Below are 16,601 nucleotides of genomic sequence, written 5' to 3'. Positions count from 1 at the left end.
TCCAAAATGAAGCTTCTGGATATCATCGAGCAAATTGAAAATGTCAGCAAGGCGGAAATAAAACGGGTTGCTCCCGGGGATTGCAGCGAGATTACAGAAATTATCGCACAATCAAATCCAGAAAACCTGTATGAGAAGATGATAATTGGCTATCTGACATCCCTCTGTGCTGAGTATATCTATCCTGCGACCTTTCATCTTCCGAAGAACAACCTCGATTATATAGGATTTGAACTTGAAAGGGGTAATCTCGAAGTCGAAACCGCAGGAAACATGCTCGGCTCATGTATGAAAGGCGGAAAGATTGTTGCAAAAAAAGCAGGGGAGGAAACGGGAAGCTCTATGACAGGCGGGGAAATAATCGCAGATAAGATCAAAAGCATAGGAAATACCATAGGCGGAAGAATAAGAGCAGAAAATGCTGAAAAAATCTCAAAAGACCAGGGAGCGGAGATTTTCATAAGCGGCAGGAAGTTTAGACGAAGTCTGCTTGATAGATTATTCGGGAAATGATGCAATTCATCTTCTGGAGATAATACGTATCCTGAGGCATGAACGTCATTATTAATATCAGGACGAAACATTTCGTATCAGATGAATCAGGTACATGTTGAGTTAAAAAATGTATCCAAGGCAGTGCTGCGCAAGGTAAACAATAACAAAGTTAAAACCCAGATACTATCCAGCCTTGACCTGAGAATACAGAGGGGCGAGCTTGTTACGATTATGGGCGCCTCCGGTTCAGGAAAGACCACGCTACTTCGGCTGATTAACAGGCTTTCAGAGGCCGATTCAGGCACTATAATGCTAAACGGCAGGGAAATAAGGGACTATGCTCCCATTGAATTGAGGAGAAAGGTGGGCATGGTGTTCCAGGTGCCTGTGGTGTTCAAGGGTAGCGTAAGGGACAACCTTGCCTTTGGCATGAAATTGTGGGGAGATGCTCTCGATATCGAAGCCCTCGCCCAAGCCTGCGGCATTTCAGAGACCCTGCTGAATGCCGATGCCGAACAACTTTCAGTCGGAGAGAAGCAGAGGGTATGTATAGCCAGGGCGCTTGTAAACCAGCCAGAAGTGCTGCTTCTGGATGAGCCGACTTCGTCATTAGATGCAGTAGCTGCCGAAAGGATTGAGAAGCTGCTTTTGAACTTGCGAAAAGATAGTAATCTTACCATGCTGTGGATTACCCACGAAAGGGAGCAGGCGCAGAGGATAGGCGGGAGGAGGCTCGTCCTCAAAGAAGGGAAGCTGGAGGAGGAAAATGCCTGAAACTCTTGCACTTGCACTTACAGTTATTCTCACAGTGCTGACGGCAGTATATGCGCGAAGATTTGGCATAGGAAAGGAAATATCTATAGCAGGAACCAGAGCCCTTGTGCAGGTACTGCTCCTTGCCTCAATCATACTCCTGTTGTTCAAGCTGCCTCTCTACTGGAGCTTCCTTGTGCTTTTAGCAATGGCTGCCATAGCAGGACATACCACATATTCAAGGTCAGGCAAACTCGAGAGGGGTTTGCCTCTGGCTGCAATTTCGATAGCTTCAGCATCAGCAATATTACTCATCCCTTTCTTCCTCTTCGGCATCTTCCCGCTTGAGGCAAGATACGTTATCCCGACTGGAAGCATCCTGATAGGCAACGCCATGAACGTGAGCTCACTTGCGATAGACAGGTACAGGGGTGAGATAAAAAATAGAAGGGCTGAAATCGAGGCATACCTCGCCCTGGGTGCTCAGCCGATGCTTGCTGCCTCAGCCTGCCTCAGGCAGGGCATTCTCTCGGCTTTGATACCTTCAATAGACAACATGAAGAACCTTGGGCTGGTGTGGATACCAGGCGTGATGACAGGCATGCTGCTTGGCGGCGCTGATCCGATAGATGCAGCCTCCATACAGATAGTCATATTCGCTTCCATCTTTGCTGCCAGCATGATAGCAAGTAGCCTGCTGCTCCACTACTCCACGGACAGCTTTTTTACGAAGGCGGCGCAACTGAGGGAAGATCTGGATTAAAGTTTGACATGCCAAGATAAGCCAGAGTCCGGACTCGAACCGGAATGAAATCGCTCTGCAGGCGATTGCGTAGCCGCTCCGCCACCCTGGCGATGATTAAAGCAAACTATAACATAAATTAAAAATAGGAGGTAACTATCCAGTCGGCACCTCCGGGGCAACGTTCAGCCCGTACAGGCTCTGGCGCGCATCCTGGAAATAGAAGCGCTCCTGCAATATTTTTTCTTCTTTCAGTCTGTTCAGGGCGTATCTAACTGTTCTTGTAGGAAGATAGGTTTCCCTCGCAATATCCTTCTGTGTCAAAAAGCCGCTGTCGTGCAGCACCTTAAAAACAAGTTTTGCTGAGGGTGGTAAGTGATCTATCTTCGCCGGTTCAAATTGCCCATTGTTTGCAAAGACGATTCCTCATTGGTTCATCACCAGCTTTAAATTCAGCTTTATCCTTTATAAACCTATTTATTCGGGCAATTTAGGAGCGAAGGGAAAGCGATAGGAAAACAGAATAACCACTTCCAAATTTTGAATAATTGCGATTACGAAAAGGTTATCATCAATATCATAAGTTAAAAAAAATCGTTTGTTGTATTAAAAAATAAAAGAGGGATTCGCACCCTCCCAAAATTTACGGATCTACTTTTATACGTCCTCCAAGCAGTGTATCACTGTCAGAGTAGCCTGCTGGCAAGAAATCTGATGTTATTGGCAAGCTAATGTTGAAAGTACCCACACCTTTCATTCCTTCCATCACCATGACTGTGTACGGTAGCGCCATTTTTGCTCCTGTGGCATTAGTAACTTTTGCCCATCCACAGAATGTTGCCGTATGCGGCGTGACCGTCTTATCGACCATCAGCATCGTAACATTTCCGTGGAGTTTTATCATAGCACCATGGTCATTGTATTGCAGGTTTCCTTCTACCTTACAGCCTTTCTTGTCACTCATGTTTTTGGCTTCGAAGGCGAAGGTAGACACGTTAGGCATAACGGTGCTGTTACTCTTGCCGCCGCCCTCGGTCATATTCACTTTTTTGTTACCGTCTGCCAGAGTTGTGGGAATGGCAAACGCCGTCAACACAACTAATGCCAGTAGCAACACAGTTGTTCGTGTTTCAATTCTCATTTATTTTCCTCCAAATTTCAGTATTTACCTCGGAAAGGCTCGCCTGAGACTGCTTTGTACAGCGCCCGCTTGGAGTTTGATGCACTTACCGCAACTGCCTTTTACAGGCAAATCCCTGTGCATCTCGGATTTCCTTCTTTCAGCACCATATTCACGCAGAACGCGGCAGAAAGAACCAGCTTCTTCAATCCCTGCTCGGTGACCTGCGGGCTACACTGCATGTTTATCGGCAGACGTATGATGCCTTGTACTGTACAAACAATAGCGGTATGTGCTGGATTTTTGGTGAATGTATATTATATTCAAGCCCTTCTGCTATTCTTGTTTCATAGTCTTTTTTGCCAAATGCACTTAAATAGTTGACATTACTAAATTATGATGGGGTAAAGGGGAAACTAAAATCCTATCCTATCCATTTTAAAAAACCTTTTTGTCCTTTACCCTTATGTCGATAGTATCGGTTCTTGGTATTGGTTTAGTCTATTTGGGTAGACTACACACCAAGCTATTAAATGAATTAAAAGACATGCCTTGATGATTCTTATCAATTTCGGCGGGGATTGCCTTTTTTAGTGTCTCTTTTAATAAAAAATGTGATGCATGTCTTGATACCACGCATCCTAAATTATTTGACCTTCTCTTTCAATTCCGTTGTCCAATCTGGATAATGTGCACCCTTAAACTCATATCCTAACTCTTTGAGTATTTCATCCGTTTCATAAGAACCGTATACTTTGTATAGTTCAGGAAGAGCTGGTAGAATACCAACAATTTCAGAATCTGATGGTATATCTAAATTCTGGACGCCTTGAAAGTTTATAGATAGTGGATATACCACTACAAAATCCGAATCATCAAGTTGAGATTTGCTTTTTGTTACCACGAACCCGATAACAGGGTCTTTTGTTATTATTGCTTTTTTTATAGTTTTTTTTGCCATATTAGCTCTCCTGTGTATAGCACTGCATGCACAGACCGATTACTGTGCTATCATGCTCTTTTTCTTTTTTCTCTGGAAAGACAGCCTTTTAGAGCAAGAGCAACAGGACCTATTCTTTTCTCAATACCAAAACAAATACTGGTTTTTTGTTCTTGGGTTCCTGAACATCTATTTTCTATTTTTGGTAAACTTTTACAAATCCGTTTTGCATCTGTTGATTTCGTAGTATTCAACCTCCTATATTTTAGTTTAACTTTTTTTTTCATCTTTTAAATGTAATATTGCTATATAAGAATGGCGACAGTAAACCAACATGCTCCACGATAAAGTGACAAGTGTTTCAGATAGCTATTTCGCCATATAGTAAGTTACGGACTCAGCTTTACCTTCTGTTTTAATTGCCTTAGAGACAATCTTACCCTCTGACTCCAGACTTAAAAGAGCGAACCTAACCGCCGTAGCCTTTTCAGTGTAATTTACTATTGCCATAATACCCCTTTTTTCTTGAGGTGCTGTTATGTTGAGTGCTTCTAAAATCTCCTTTTCATTACGTGCTGGTTCATCTGTCTTTGTTGCATTCTTTAAGAACTCAAGTATATCATACTCTAAAGAGCCTTTCTCTAATGGTTTTTTCCCTTTTTCAAATTCGTCTTTTGATACTCCCATTTATCAACACCTCAGCTTTTACATGAGAGCCTGCTATAAAATAGTAACGAAAAAAGACTGTAGCAATCCGAAATTATATGAATGTATAAATCTAAAGAAGAACTCCTTATGGGCGAAAAACTTATATGCCTATCGTGGCGGAGTTCCTCTTATTAGAGTTCATTTTATCAAATCATAGTTGAGAGGGTTATAACCCTTTGGCAAGAGCGAGTGAAAGTTTTGCTTTGCCAAGTAAATGTTTTCAGGTATTCCCTATCGCCTCTGCAATCACAGGAGCCACACTCACAACACTCACGCCTTTATCTATGGTATCCGTGGCTATGATTCCCTTCACGCCTGCCTTGAATAACTTTGCAATGGCATTGTTTGAAAAAACAGGATGAACGCAGGCGGCAAATACTTCATGAGCCCCCTGATTTTTAAGCAATGATATTGTTTCTGCCATCGTTCCCCCTGTTGAAATAATATCATCGATGATGATAACATCCCGTCCTTTGACCGCGATATTCTTGGGCTGGATTGCCACGGTCTCGCCGCTCAGACGCGTCTTATCCAGGAAATCGTAATCAATACCCAGATCCTTTGATGCATTCCGTGCAAGGGCAATGGCGCCGTCATCAGGCGCAATTATAAGAGGATCTTTGAATTTCATATTTTTTATATATTTACCTATCATCGGAGTTGCATCAAGATTCGTTGCTTTTGCATCGAAATAGTCAAGTATGCTTTCGGCATGGATATTGACTGTAAAAACGTTATCAGCTTTTATCGCTCCTGCCATCGCGCGTGCGCTTATGGGTTCGCCTTTCCTGAACTGTTTATTCTGGCGTGCATAGCCCATGTAAGGGATTACCACATTAATTTTCGAAGCCTCGCTGCAGGCGTCGATCAACTGCAGCAGGGAGATAAAATCCAAATCATTCACAGTGCTCTGGATTATTGTAACCTCTTCACCAGCAAAATCATCCAGGATACGTGTATACAGTTCTCCATCGGGAAATCTCCTGAATTCGCTCACCAAGAGAGCGGAATTCAGCACCTCTGAAACTCTTCCTGCAAGCAACTGCGAGGCAGAACCGCCAATGATATTCAATATTATACCTCATGCCTGTAATAAAAGAGAAACAATATAAAGAATTGGTTTAGCGATTAACATTTTTATTTGATTAATAATGTAATGTATTATCGTTATATTTATGTACTGCAAGAGCTATCTGAAATGCCGCAAGCATTAGTTAAGCCTGCATGCTGTAGCGGTGTTCCAGTAAAAAGCAAAAACTTATTGGTAATGCGAATTAATAGCGGTTAAAACCGGAGAATAATACATGACGCCATTTATCGAAATAAAAAACCTTCGGGTTGGGTTTGATGGAGTTGATGTTCTTAAGGATATTGACCTTGAAATGAAAGAAGGAGAGATTCTTGGGATATTGGGAAAGAGCAGCGCGGGGAAATCGATTCTCATGCATGTGCTAAGAGGTGTGGAAGCTTTTGATGACATCTCAGGAAGCGTAATATATCATCTTGCAATATGCAGTAAATGCGGATATATCGACCTTCCAAGCAAGGCAGGGTCAGCCTGTCCCAAATGCAGTGCGGTTTTCGAGAAACTTGAGGCTGATTTCGTAAAATTGCCAATTCATGACCCGCTCAGAAAAGAAATAACCAGGAGAATTGCCATCATGCTGCAGAGGACGTTTGCGCTGTACGGCGATGAGAGGGTTATTGTGAATGTCATGAACGCGCTTCAGGAGATCGATGAGCTCGGTCCCAACGCCATCCACAAGGCTGCTGATCTGCTCGACCAGGTGAATCTTTCCAACAGGATGATGCATATTGCAAGGGAACTCTCAGGCGGCGAAAAACAGCGCGTTGTCCTCGCAAGGCAGCTTGTCAAAAGCCCGATTCTATTATTGGCAGATGAGCCCACAGGTACGCTTGATCCCAAGACTGCGGAACTTGTGCATGAAACCATATTAAATGCTACCAAGAATTTCAAGATGGGACTCATTATCACGTCCCACTGGCCGCATGTAATCGAGAAGCTTTCACATCGTGCGCTGTGGCTTGATGAAGGGAAAATCATAATGGTGGGGGATCCAGCCGATATCGCCTCTGCGTTTATGAAAGAAGTGGGTTCGATAGGGGAACAGGAAGAGGTGAAAATAGGACAGCCTATTATCCGTGCGCATGATCTGCATATGACCTATTTCTCTCTTGACAGGGGCATAGTAAGGGCTGTCAATGAAATCAGTTTCGATGTGAAGGAAGGGGAAATATTCGGGATAATAGGTGTGAGCGGAGCGGGTAAAACCACGACATCCAAGATTATTTCAGGATTGCTCAAGCCAACAAAGGGTTCTATTGATGTCAGAATCGGGGACGAGTGGATAGACATGACACAGCCAGGTCCGGATAAGAAAGGGCGGGCTACCAAGTACGTCGGTGTACTCCATCAGGAATACAGCCTTTATCCCCACAGGAATGTTATCGATAACCTGACCGAAGCCATAGGGCTTGATCTGCCTTTCGAACTGGGTGAAAGAAAGGCTATCCAGACATTGATGACCGCGGGCTATACAGAGAAAAAAGCAAAGGAAATTCTTACAAAAATGCCGGATGAACTGAGCGAGGGAGAAAGGCACAGAGTTGCGATGGCTCAGGTACTAATCAAAGAGCCAAGAATACTTGTTTTCGACGAGCCTACAGGAACAATGGACCCGGTCACGAAAATAGAAGTTGCAAAGTCTATTCTCCATGCCAGAAAAGAACTTGGAGAGACGTTTGTCATAGTATCGCATGACATGGATTTTGTATCGCAGGTATGCGACAGGGCAGCGCTTATGCGTCTTGGTAAGATTGTGGATATAGGGGAAACTGACGCTGTTTTATCAAAACTTTCCGAGAAGGAGCGGGAGGAAGCTCTGGAAGGAATAGTTAAAGAACTGAAATAACCACACAAATGAGCGCAGATAAACGCAGATGCTCCAAATATTTCTGGAGGATAAGTGATCTCAATAGAGATTAATGGGCAAAAATTAGAAGTTAACGGGGATGCAAGCCTGAGGGATGTCATTGAACGAAGTTCGGCTTTTTATATTCCGGACACAACAATCGGCATCCTGAAAGCAGGTACGAAAAAGGAAGAAGCTACCCCTGAGTATAAAATAACCACTACAAAAGGCGAGTTCAGGATAGAACTGCTCGGCGATTCCACGCTCTGGAATAAATTCAATCATATTTTTCTTAATGTAAATGCACACTGGGAAACCAGAAACTCTATTGCATTCGGTCCTGTCGAAACAGATATAGTCCCCCAGAGGGCAGAGCAAAAATATAACCGATACGATGTTTTTTTTGGAACAGGCGGGTATGATGCAAAAAATACCTACCTCATGTTTGCAAAGGAGAAGCATATCTCAGACTACGGCAGTCCGAAGGATGCGGTTATTGCAAAGGTTATAAGCGGCAGGAGCATTATCGCAAAGCTCAAACAGGGAGACGTTCTGATCAAAATTGAACCTGTGATAAAATGGGAAACCCTTCTTGATAAGATTTCCACCACGGATACGAATATCAAAATTGAAGACGGGATGAAAATTTTTACTTATTTTAAAGTTGATCTGGTAAATGAGTCCCCTGAGGGCGCAGAACATTTTCTTGCACTTATAAGGAACAAAATATTCAACGTGGATACCTTCTCAAACTCCTTCATTTCCGATAATGCTTTAACTGGCGAGGGATGTCCATACGAACACTGGGATGCCAGATCCGAAGGCGCAGTTGTCAGTCGCACCGACGGTCTGGGGAACGGACGGGTATATATCTACAAAGAAGACAGGACATCAAGCGCAGTCCACAGCGTGGTCGGGCATGTTTCGCAGGGAATCGAACTTATAAAGATCGCACAGATGGGAAGCAGGCTTGCTGTTCTCTCCAATCCTGAACGGGTAATGATCCTGGGAATGAGCTTTGTGGATGCGGAAAAGCTCCTGAGTGTAAGGGAATTGAAACTTGAGAAAAGAGGTTATACAGGCGAGGATGCGCTTATCGTGGAACAGGAGCCTGATAATACAATCGGAATAATAGGGGCAGGCGGGGTCACGGCTCTTGGTGTAAAATCCGATAAGATTATCAATGTCAGGTTTTATGATGACCTTGCACCAAAGACACTTGACTTCTTCAGGCATTCTCTGCGTCTGAAAGACCGCCCTCTGGGTCCTTTACCTGTGTTCTACACATACGAAAACACATACCTTTTCAGGTCTGAAAAAGAAGCTGAGGCTTATAAGGAGATAAACCCCGAGAATATCCCAAAGACCAAAGTCAATGCCGGTGAAATCGGTGTAACCAATCAGGCAGCAAAGCGTTACGGCATGATAGGGGTTAAGCTTGTTGATGATCCAAAGTATGGACCCACGGGTGAGAAGTTCGAATGCACGAACATAATCGGAAAGGTGCTTGAACCCCAGCGCCTCAAGGGGATAAATGCCGGTGAAATTATTTACATAAGAGAGGTTTCGTAATGGACACCATAACAAAGATGGTAGTGATCAATTCCACAAAAGTACTGCCGAGCGATGTTGTTATCAAGCTGTATGAATCGAATGCAGACGTGATGATCAAGGAAACATGTTTTGGAGTTATGGTATCGGGAGAACGTTCGGTTGTGGAGGCGCTTCTTGGCAGCATTCGTACAATGGATCCTTACGGCATCTTCATCAAAGAGCGCGGCTTGTCGCCGGGCGAACCTTACCGCTGCCGTGCGACAAGGCGAGGAGGAGCAAGACCGGGATTCCACAATCTTGAGAGCGAGAACAAATTGTTGCCTCATATCGCTTCGGCGCTTCGGGCACTGGATAAAGGTGAAATTCCCAGACTAAAACAAAAAATGAAAAAACTCGATATAGAGAAACTTAAAAGTATAATAAAAGAAACAGAGGTATCGCAATGAAGGTTTTTATTTATCCCACGAACAGTCTTATTCTTTCAGACCTGGTTGAGCGCTTTGGTCATGAACCCCTTGCGATAATGGCGGAAATCGGGAAAAAAGTCAGATCGCAGGGGCTTGATTCGCCTCCCATCAACATCACGCCTGAAGACCCGAAATTCGGGTTGAAATACGCTGCCGTGGAAGTGCCGTCCGGCGTCAGGGGCAGAATGTCGCTGCTTGACCCTCTTATCCAGAATGCAGACGCAGCCATCATAGTGCGCGACCCTGTGGTTTCGTTTGGATGCATGGGATGCGCAAGGACGAATGAGCTTGTCAATTTCCTCATCAGGGCAAAGAAAATCCCGTCGCTGGAATTGGATTATCCAGCAACCGAGGAGGATGCAAAGGAATTTGTATATAAAATCTCAGAATTCCTCAAATCCTTAAAACCCTCGGAGGAAAAGAAATGACTGCTGAAAATCCGTCTGGCGAAGCCCAGAATTCATGTGCTGGATGCGGGATTGAGAAAGAAATAGAACCTAGTGTTCAGCAGGCGTTAAAAAAGATAAGCTCCACTGAAAATCCTGTGAGGATAGCCCAGCTTTCATGCGGCGCTGAATACAGCGGTATACAGAAAGAAATCGATTCCGCGGTCAAGCAGGTCAACGCTGTCATGGTTTATCCTGAAGTGGATATTGCAGAAATCGAAGCTATCGAGGAAGAGTTCGGGCTTAAAGTTGCAAGTCCCGACCTGAAGCTCATGATGGCGCGGGCAAAATCCATTGTGACAGGCAAGGTGCATGTTGATGCCGTGTTCGTTGCAACGTGCTTCAGGTGTGCAGAAGCCGCCCTTGTGAGGAGCGAGGTGCGCCGGTATATCCATGAAAAAACAGGTATTCCTGTGATAAGCTATTCATTCACTGAAAGAACAACAGCTGGTACCCTTCTTACAAGAATGGAAGCTCTTACCACGACTGCGCGGCGAAAGAGTCTCCTTGCAAGGGAGAAGCAGAGCGGTCTGACAGCAGGCATTGACTCAGGCTCAACAACCACAAAAGCCGTTGTCATGAAGGACAATCAGATAATAGGAAAAGGCTGGGTTCCCACGATAAAAGTGATTGACAGCGCTGAGGAAGCTTATACCGCAGCATTGAAAGAGGCAGGCGTCAAGCGTGAAGAAATCCAGGCTCTTGGAACAACGGGTTACGGGCGCTTCCTCATAGGAGAACACTTCAAGGCAGACCTTGTCCAGGAAGAAATCACTGTAAACTCAAAAGGTGCGGTATATCTTGCCGGCAAACAAAAAGGAACCGCTACTGTTCTTGATATCGGGGGAATGGACAACAAGGCGATATCCGTCATAGACGGCATTCCAGGCATGTTCACGATGGGAGGCATCTGCGCAGGTGCGTCCGGGAGGTTCCTTGAAATGACTGCAAAAAGGCTGGGAGTGAGCATCACCGAACTTGGTGCCCTGGCAATGAAAGGAAAGGCTGAGAAAGTTAAAATGAACAGCTACTGCATCGTCTTTGGTATTCAGTCGCTTGTTAATTCACTTGCTGCCGGAAGTGCGCCCGAGGATGTCGCGGCAGCCGCATGCCACAGCGTGGCAGAGCAGTTATTCGAACAGCAGCTTCAGGAAATCGATGTGAAAGAACCTGTAATTATGTGCGGGGGTACCGCTCTCATTGAAGGTTTGCCAAGAGCGGTTGAGGAACTGCTTAAAGTGAAGGTCATAGTTCCTGATAATGCGCAGTATATAGGGGCTGTTGGAGCAGCCTTGCTGGTATCAGGATTTATAAATCCCCGCGTTTAATGCGGGGTCTTAGAGGATATAATGGAAGAGCTTGAGACAATTGTTGTGGAATCCCCGGATGCCACCGGCGCAAAGACAACCCGTACCCTTATACAGGACACGCTCTCAGACCTTGCCCTGAACCGGGTTATAGAAAAATTAAAAGTTTTTGTTGACCCTGTTGAGCCTGTTTTTATATTTGCAGCGCTTCTGCGCTTAGGGACGCCTGCAATCAAGCTCAAGGATTTCGCCAAGGTGGAGATGGGGTCGCTTGGCAAGGATGAGGTGAAGATAGAACTGCAGAGGGAAGCATACACGGTGAAACTGCTCAATAAGCTCTGGGAGAGATACGGCAAGGAGAATATCGAGCAGCCGGATAAAAAAATCATCGTCGTAAAAACCGACCCCATAAAAGAGGTGGATGTGCTGGGTGAGCTTGTAATCGATGAACCCAGGCAGGAAGTACTTGACAGGCTTATTGATGCCATCGCGCTTCGCATTATTCCCGAAGGCTTCAGGGTCAGAAAACATGAGCTTTCAAGCTCGCATGTTCTTTTTGTGGCTTCGGAGGATACGCTTAAACCCGAGTGGCTCGCGAAAGCAAAGGACATACTGGAGTCGCTTCGGAGGGAAGAACATGCTTGAGCCTGTGATGTACGTGGGAGGGGTTTACAAGCACAACCAGCTTGTGGAACTGGTGGAAGACCTGGGGGGCTATATCCTCCAGAAGAATGTGATGCAGACCGAAGTTGTCCTGCTGATGCTCGTCCCGATAAACGATACGGCGATTGTCGAGGCTAAGGCAAAAGAGCTTCTGGGAAAGCTTACAAGAGCTCCCCTTACCGGAAGCGAGATTGCAACGGTTGCGCCTACGCTTGCATACCATCATCTTCCCCATCTTGACTGCGATGTGGCAGAGTTCCTTCGAAAGCAGGGCGCAAAGACCAACATGATCGGACTGGCAAGGGGCGTTGGAAAGAGGATATGCCAGCTTACTTCGTATGAAAGAGACCTTATCAACGAGCACGACCTTGCGGTTTTTGTTCTGGGGAATTACGAGCACTGCATCATCGAGAAGTCAAAGAGGCTCTACGAAGGGATAGAGATACCCATCGTGGTCACGGGCGCGCCTGAACTCAGGACCGAGGATGTCCCGAATGCAACAGCATACGTGGGGAGCTTTGGCAGAATCCTGCATCACATGCGCCATTCCGAGGAGCTCCGGACGCTGGATAAGCTTGCAGAGGTCATAGGGAAGGCACTGGACAATGTGAGGCTGGAACTTGCGAAGGACCCGCCTTCGGTTGCGCCGCCGCGCATCAAGAAGGAAATAGAGGAGCAGATACCCGAGATTGTGGACAGCCTGCATCCATTACCAATCACGATACAGATGAACGGAGCAAGGGTGAAGCTGCCGTATGAGGAGTACCATGAGAGGATAGAGAATATCAGGTTTGTGGAAGGGGTTACGATGAAGGAGGTGGCGCAGGTGCTTCCTTCGAAGATGAGGAATTTTATATTGATAAAGGCGCTGCCGAAGTCAGAGACGGGGTTTGTGATATGAGCATTGGAATGTGAATTAACAAGATTCCGTAAGAGGTAGGTGGTATAGATGGGAGAGATTAATGGAATTAGAGGTTAACGATTTGTTTTCTAAAGCGCTTTCGCATACTATTGAAGAAATTGGCCTCCCGAACATAAGATTCTCCCTTGAAAATAATTTTCAAGAGATACAAAAAGCTCATGATTCAATTCATGAATTTGTGTATTTAGCTTCTCTCTGTGTACCATTAACGGATAAAACAAATTGGTATTCTAAATCTGCATTCCTTACCTACCATTGGGAGGCTTTCTCATCAGCACACCGATCTTTTTTAGAAGCCCTTACAGGATATTACAATGTTGCATTTACTCTTCTTAGGTCAACGCATGAGCTAATTATTAAAGGGGCATTTTTTGAATGTTTGGCGCACAGAAAATTTCGTGAAAGAGCTGAAGTTTTGGAGAAAGACAAAAGTGGTAGGCGTTTAAAGGATATGATAACCAAAACTATAGGTGGCAAAGAAGACTTAGAGAAAACATCAGCTACAATCCATGATATGCTTATGGTTACAGTTGATGACAAAGTTTTCATAGAGCAATCGGCTTATCGCCCGTCAGTAAAAACGATTGTAGAGCAGCTTTCGGAGTGGGGGATACTTGAACCGATTGAAAAGCCAGTTGAAGCGCTATACAATATTTACAAAAAATTATCAGCCGATGTTCATGTAATCCCGAACAACACAGATGTTGGAAGACGACTTCTTTTAGAAGAAGAATTTTATGAAGTAAAAGTTATTCCTAAGGAATTAAGTAAATTCATGAGTGATTTGCATGATGTTGTCGATATTGGTATTGTTATTGAATTGAACACCTTAAGTGAATGGATTATTCAGGACAAAAAAACAATTGACAAGCTTGCAGAGCGAGTGGCTGTTATAGAAGATTTAGAATTGAAAAACAGCTTAGAGAGGCTCAAAAAATTAATCTAATATGAAAGAGGATATAAAATACGAAATGGTCGTATATTGGAGCGAAGATGACGACGCCTACATCGTGGAAGTACCCGAACTTCCCGGTTGCATGGCAGACGGCAGGACTTACGAGGAAGCGATAAAAAACACTCTCACTGTGATAAAAGAATGGATAGAAACTGCTATGGAGCTTGGAAGGGAAATCCCAAAACCCAGAGGCAGGCTGATATACGCTTAGAGAAGCAAGCCTTTTTTAGCATGCGCCGACCGCTGCTCTCATACTATCGGCGCCGAACAGTCTAAAAATATAATTACTGAAGCAAAAATCCTCTTTCTTAGCGCCAATAACAATCCTGCTTAAGTTCAAAAAGTCTACCACCATGATATTAGTACCCAGCAGGATTTTACCACTCATTCACGTCAACCTGCTCACAGCTCGCTTCAATGGCTTGAGTCATAGCTTGAATATCCTCCGCCTCTATAATACCGGAAAAACGAAGGAATTTCTTGCCAGGCACACCTTTTAGATGAGATTTAGCCAATGCCTGAGCAAAATCAAGCACTTGATGTTGAAGCTCAGGTGACATATTATTAAGTTGCTTTGCAATATTTTGCATGATTGTCGAAACTTCTGCCATGTATTATTATACAGCAACAACAGATTTAATATTTTCTGTAATTTTTAGATTTTTGAACCACGCCCTCGCTGATTCGGTAACTATCAGCGCCGAACAGTCTAAAAATCTGATATACGAGGCAAAAATTTACCATAGAACTGAAATAAGGATAAATACCAAAAAACCAATAATAACCTCGGGAGAAACTATGGAACTAAAATCTGTAAAAATCATTGCGCCGCCTGACACAAACCTGATTCTCGGGCAAACTCATTTCATCAAAAGCGCTGAGGATTTATACGAAGCCCTCATCACCTCCTGTCCTGGCATCAAATTCGGGCTTGCGTTCTGCGAAGCCTCAGGCAAGTGCCTTGTCAGGAGCGATGGAAACGACGAGGAACTGATAAAAGCAGCCCAGGATAATGCCCTTGCCATCGGATGCGGTCACAGCTTTCTGGTATTCATGAGGGACGCCTATCCAGTAAATGTCCTGAATGCAGTAAAAAACGTACAGGAAGTATGCAATATATTCTGCGCCACCGCAAATCCTGTCGAGGTCGCCATAGCAGAAACACGACAGGGAAGGGGTATACTCGGCGTAATAGATGGCGAAAAACCGAAAGGCATTGAGAGCGCAGGGGATAAAGAAGAAAGAAAATCCTTCCTCCGTACCATCGGCTATAAGAGATAATTGATATGGATCACCTGAAAGTCAGGGTTCCCGCCACTTCCGCCAATCTCGGCGCGGGCTTTGATGTATTCGGCATCGCATTAGAAGTTCCTTTCGACATAATAGAAGTTGAAAAAAGCAAAAGGACAGAGATAATAGTCACTGGAAGGGACTCGAAGCAGGTACCCCTTGACCCGCGAAAGAATACTGCTGGAATTGTTGCCTCAGCTCTTGGAAAACCTGTAAAAATCACTATACACAGGGACATTCCCCTCTCAAGTGGGCTTGGAAGCAGCGCTGCGCCCGCTGCAGGAGTGGCGTTTGCAATGAACGAGATTTATGGTCTCGGGCTTTCAAAGGAAGAACTTGTCCAGATAGCAGCGCAGGGAGAGAAAGCAGTTTCAGGAGCACCTCATGCAGATAACGTGGCACCTGCCATCTACGGCGGCTTTGTGATAGTTCATAATAACAACATAATCTCTCTTAATCCTGAAAATATAGGCATAGTTGCACTTCATCCCGACATAGTTGTCAGCACGCGGAGAGCCCGTGCCATCCTGCCCAAAAAAATTTCACTTCCTGATATTTCCTTTAATACAGGAAGCGCCGCGTCTATGGTTGTGGGCATGATGAAAAGCGATATAAGGCTCATAGGAGAAAGCATGGAGAACAGGGTGATCGAAAAGATACGCTCAAAACTTATCACTGGATATACACAGGTCAAGAAAAGCGCGCTTCGTGCCGGGTCGGCTGGAGTAACAATAAGCGGTTCTGGACCGACTATGATTGCAGTTTGCAGGATGGATGAAAGGGAAAATATCGCAGAGGCTATGGCACAGGCTTTTTCGAAGAAACGCATCAAGAGCGAGGCTTTTATCACCACAATCGGAAGAGGGATAGAAATTATAGAATGATTTTTAATATATTCAAGTTTATAAAATCAAATATGCGAAAACTATTTATGTTGAGCCAGTCAATATATACATGTTCGTTGAATAACGAACAAGATAAGCGGGTTCATTTTTTCAACGATACCACCCACTCCCCTTCCCGCTTATCTTTTTGCTTTTCATCATAGACCAGGATGCGAAGACTGAATATTGTTAAGAAATTAATTACTTAACAAATAAAAGAATACGAAAGCCAATGCATCCAATAATTATAATTTCTCTTTTTACTACACTGCGCTCGGAATTTCCCCAACCGCCGGACTCGGTTATAATGGCTTTCCGGATTCTGACAGTTTTGTTTGTGATGATGGGCGACAATGATGGATAAGCTCAGTTTGCTGGGGCAAACGCGAGGAGATTTGCAGAGTCGAGAGGGTTAAAGTTTA

The 16,601-nt window shown here is 44.6% G+C and carries 22 protein-coding genes and 1 tRNA gene; 14 read left to right on the top strand and 9 right to left on the bottom strand.

Annotation, left to right across the window (positions count from 1 at the left end; translation table 11 throughout):
* Positions 1 to 6 precede the first annotated feature (6 nt).
* The 3 genes from O8C68_05595 (at position 7) to O8C68_05585 (ending at position 2,011) form a co-directional block, all read left to right on the top strand.
* Positions 7 to 513, top strand: a complete 507-nt coding sequence (locus O8C68_05595) for a hypothetical protein (GenBank protein ID MCZ7395277.1) — start codon at positions 7 to 9, stop codon at positions 511 to 513.
* Positions 514 to 594: 81 nt separating this feature from the next.
* Positions 595 to 1,269 (top strand): phosphate ABC transporter ATP-binding protein, encoded by a 675-nt coding sequence (locus O8C68_05590; protein MCZ7395276.1) that lies wholly within the window; start codon positions 595 to 597, stop codon positions 1,267 to 1,269.
* Entirely contained in the window at positions 1,262 to 2,011 is a 750-nt protein-coding gene (locus O8C68_05585; protein MCZ7395275.1) for an ABC transporter permease, read from the top strand. The genes O8C68_05590 and O8C68_05585 overlap by 8 nt, the downstream gene beginning before the upstream one ends.
* A gap of 19 nt (positions 2,012 to 2,030) precedes the next feature.
* On the opposite strand, the gene O8C68_05580 is transcribed toward O8C68_05585, so the two are convergent.
* From O8C68_05580 to O8C68_05550, 7 genes are all read right to left on the bottom strand, one after another.
* Positions 2,031 to 2,102: transfer RNA gene (locus O8C68_05580), tRNA-Cys, on the bottom strand.
* Positions 2,103 to 2,146: 44 nt separating this feature from the next.
* Complete coding sequence (locus tag O8C68_05575; protein MCZ7395274.1) at positions 2,147 to 2,335, bottom strand: winged helix-turn-helix domain-containing protein; 189 nt, start codon at positions 2,333 to 2,335, stop codon at positions 2,147 to 2,149.
* 298 nt (positions 2,336 to 2,633) lie between these two features.
* Positions 2,634 to 3,131, bottom strand: a complete 498-nt coding sequence (locus O8C68_05570) for a hypothetical protein (protein MCZ7395273.1) — start codon at positions 3,129 to 3,131, stop codon at positions 2,634 to 2,636.
* A 625-nt stretch (positions 3,132 to 3,756) separates the two neighbouring features.
* The gene (locus O8C68_05565; protein MCZ7395272.1) at positions 3,757 to 4,071 is read right to left on the bottom strand and encodes a hypothetical protein; all 315 of its coding nucleotides are present in this window, start codon (positions 4,069 to 4,071) and stop codon (positions 3,757 to 3,759) included.
* 50 nt (positions 4,072 to 4,121) lie between these two features.
* The gene (locus O8C68_05560; GenBank protein MCZ7395271.1) at positions 4,122 to 4,337 is read right to left on the bottom strand and encodes a hypothetical protein; all 216 of its coding nucleotides are present in this window, start codon (positions 4,335 to 4,337) and stop codon (positions 4,122 to 4,124) included.
* 82 nt (positions 4,338 to 4,419) lie between these two features.
* Positions 4,420 to 4,737 carry a hypothetical protein gene (locus O8C68_05555; GenBank protein MCZ7395270.1) on the bottom strand — a complete coding sequence of 106 codons (318 nt, stop codon included), beginning with the start codon at positions 4,735 to 4,737 and terminating at the stop codon, positions 4,420 to 4,422.
* Positions 4,738 to 4,978: 241 nt separating this feature from the next.
* Positions 4,979 to 5,830 carry a ribose-phosphate diphosphokinase gene (locus O8C68_05550; protein ID MCZ7395269.1) on the bottom strand — a complete coding sequence of 284 codons (852 nt, stop codon included), beginning with the start codon at positions 5,828 to 5,830 and terminating at the stop codon, positions 4,979 to 4,981.
* Positions 5,831 to 6,062: 232 nt separating this feature from the next.
* Here O8C68_05550 and atwA point away from each other — a divergent pair, with 232 nt between their 5' ends.
* The 9 genes from atwA (at position 6,063) to O8C68_05505 (ending at position 14,216) form a co-directional block, all read left to right on the top strand.
* Entirely contained in the window at positions 6,063 to 7,691 is a 1,629-nt protein-coding gene (gene atwA, locus O8C68_05545; protein MCZ7395268.1) for a methyl coenzyme M reductase system, component A2, read from the top strand.
* A gap of 54 nt (positions 7,692 to 7,745) precedes the next feature.
* Positions 7,746 to 9,263, top strand: coding sequence for a methanogenesis marker 3 protein (locus O8C68_05540; GenBank protein ID MCZ7395267.1), 1,518 nt, complete (start codon positions 7,746 to 7,748; stop codon positions 9,261 to 9,263).
* The gene (locus tag O8C68_05535) at positions 9,263 to 9,691 is read left to right on the top strand and encodes a methanogenesis marker 6 protein (protein ID MCZ7395266.1); all 429 of its coding nucleotides are present in this window, start codon (positions 9,263 to 9,265) and stop codon (positions 9,689 to 9,691) included. Before O8C68_05540 ends, O8C68_05535 begins: the two co-directional genes overlap by 1 nt.
* Positions 9,688 to 10,140, top strand: coding sequence for a methanogenesis marker 5 protein (locus O8C68_05530; protein MCZ7395265.1), 453 nt, complete (start codon positions 9,688 to 9,690; stop codon positions 10,138 to 10,140). Before O8C68_05535 ends, O8C68_05530 begins: the two co-directional genes overlap by 4 nt.
* Before the next feature lie 95 nt (positions 10,141 to 10,235).
* Complete coding sequence (locus O8C68_05525) at positions 10,236 to 11,486, top strand: methanogenesis marker 15 protein (protein ID MCZ7395264.1); 1,251 nt, start codon at positions 10,236 to 10,238, stop codon at positions 11,484 to 11,486.
* 21 nt (positions 11,487 to 11,507) lie between these two features.
* On the top strand, positions 11,508 to 12,110 hold the full coding sequence (locus O8C68_05520) for a methanogenesis marker 17 protein (GenBank protein ID MCZ7395263.1): 603 nt from the start codon (positions 11,508 to 11,510) through the stop codon (positions 12,108 to 12,110).
* Positions 12,103 to 13,029, top strand: coding sequence for a methanogenesis marker 7 protein (locus tag O8C68_05515; protein ID MCZ7395262.1), 927 nt, complete (start codon positions 12,103 to 12,105; stop codon positions 13,027 to 13,029). Before O8C68_05520 ends, O8C68_05515 begins: the two co-directional genes overlap by 8 nt.
* 61 nt (positions 13,030 to 13,090) lie before the next feature.
* Positions 13,091 to 13,996: a hypothetical protein gene (locus tag O8C68_05510; GenBank protein MCZ7395261.1), complete on the top strand. Its 906-nt coding sequence runs from the start codon at positions 13,091 to 13,093 to the stop codon at positions 13,994 to 13,996.
* 1 nt (position 13,997) lies between these two features.
* The gene (locus tag O8C68_05505) at positions 13,998 to 14,216 is read left to right on the top strand and encodes a type II toxin-antitoxin system HicB family antitoxin (protein ID MCZ7395260.1); all 219 of its coding nucleotides are present in this window, start codon (positions 13,998 to 14,000) and stop codon (positions 14,214 to 14,216) included.
* Between the two features lie 15 nt (positions 14,217 to 14,231).
* On the opposite strand, the gene O8C68_05500 is transcribed toward O8C68_05505, so the two are convergent.
* A complete protein-coding gene (locus O8C68_05500; GenBank protein ID MCZ7395259.1) occupies positions 14,232 to 14,393 on the bottom strand; it encodes a hypothetical protein in 162 nt (53 codons plus the stop codon).
* Positions 14,383 to 14,616, bottom strand: coding sequence for a hypothetical protein (locus O8C68_05495; GenBank protein MCZ7395258.1), 234 nt, complete (start codon positions 14,614 to 14,616; stop codon positions 14,383 to 14,385). Before O8C68_05495 ends, O8C68_05500 begins: the two co-directional genes overlap by 11 nt.
* 52 nt (positions 14,617 to 14,668) lie before the next feature.
* Between O8C68_05495 and O8C68_05490 the strand changes: the two genes are divergently transcribed.
* Both O8C68_05490 and O8C68_05485 read left to right on the top strand, forming a co-directional pair.
* The gene (locus O8C68_05490; protein ID MCZ7395257.1) at positions 14,669 to 15,286 is read left to right on the top strand and encodes an adenosine-specific kinase; all 618 of its coding nucleotides are present in this window, start codon (positions 14,669 to 14,671) and stop codon (positions 15,284 to 15,286) included.
* Positions 15,287 to 15,291: 5 nt separating this feature from the next.
* Positions 15,292 to 16,179, top strand: a complete 888-nt coding sequence (locus tag O8C68_05485) for a homoserine kinase (protein ID MCZ7395256.1) — start codon at positions 15,292 to 15,294, stop codon at positions 16,177 to 16,179.
* The last annotated feature ends 422 nt before the right edge of the window (positions 16,180 to 16,601 follow it).

Origin of the sequence: Candidatus Methanoperedens sp. (assembly GCA_027460525.1) — an archaeon.
Lineage (GTDB): Archaea > Halobacteriota > Methanosarcinia > Methanosarcinales > Methanoperedenaceae > Methanoperedens.
The sequence above is the reverse complement of the archived record's forward strand: the minus strand, read 5'-3'. Positions and strand labels throughout refer to the sequence as shown.

Bases quoted from the DNA above. Each gene is read 5' to 3' on its own strand.
- O8C68_05570 (MCZ7395273.1), bottom strand. From the start codon at position 3,131: ATGAGAATTGAAACACGAACAACTGTGTTGCTACTGGCATTAGTTGTG.
- O8C68_05535 (MCZ7395266.1), top strand. From the start codon at position 9,263: ATGGACACCATAACAAAGATGGTAGTGATCAATTCCACAAAAGTACTG.
- O8C68_05565 (MCZ7395272.1), bottom strand. From the start codon at position 4,071: ATGGCAAAAAAAACTATAAAAAAAGCAATAATAACAAAAGACCCTGTT.
- O8C68_05485 (MCZ7395256.1), top strand. From the start codon at position 15,292: ATGGATCACCTGAAAGTCAGGGTTCCCGCCACTTCCGCCAATCTCGGC.
- O8C68_05555 (MCZ7395270.1), bottom strand. From the start codon at position 4,737: ATGGGAGTATCAAAAGACGAATTTGAAAAAGGGAAAAAACCATTAGAG.
- O8C68_05585 (MCZ7395275.1), top strand. From the start codon at position 1,262: ATGCCTGAAACTCTTGCACTTGCACTTACAGTTATTCTCACAGTGCTG.
- O8C68_05595 (MCZ7395277.1), top strand. From the start codon at position 7: ATGAAGCTTCTGGATATCATCGAGCAAATTGAAAATGTCAGCAAGGCG.
- O8C68_05520 (MCZ7395263.1), top strand. From the start codon at position 11,508: ATGGAAGAGCTTGAGACAATTGTTGTGGAATCCCCGGATGCCACCGGC.
- O8C68_05505 (MCZ7395260.1), top strand. From the start codon at position 13,998: ATGAAAGAGGATATAAAATACGAAATGGTCGTATATTGGAGCGAAGAT.
- O8C68_05590 (MCZ7395276.1), top strand. From the start codon at position 595: ATGAATCAGGTACATGTTGAGTTAAAAAATGTATCCAAGGCAGTGCTG.
- O8C68_05500 (MCZ7395259.1), bottom strand. From the start codon at position 14,393: ATGAGTGGTAAAATCCTGCTGGGTACTAATATCATGGTGGTAGACTTT.
- O8C68_05510 (MCZ7395261.1), top strand. From the start codon at position 13,091: ATGGAATTAGAGGTTAACGATTTGTTTTCTAAAGCGCTTTCGCATACT.
- O8C68_05495 (MCZ7395258.1), bottom strand. From the start codon at position 14,616: ATGGCAGAAGTTTCGACAATCATGCAAAATATTGCAAAGCAACTTAAT.
- O8C68_05515 (MCZ7395262.1), top strand. From the start codon at position 12,103: ATGCTTGAGCCTGTGATGTACGTGGGAGGGGTTTACAAGCACAACCAG.
- atwA (MCZ7395268.1), top strand. From the start codon at position 6,063: ATGACGCCATTTATCGAAATAAAAAACCTTCGGGTTGGGTTTGATGGA.
- O8C68_05560 (MCZ7395271.1), bottom strand. From the start codon at position 4,337: ATGAAAAAAAAAGTTAAACTAAAATATAGGAGGTTGAATACTACGAAA.
- O8C68_05530 (MCZ7395265.1), top strand. From the start codon at position 9,688: ATGAAGGTTTTTATTTATCCCACGAACAGTCTTATTCTTTCAGACCTG.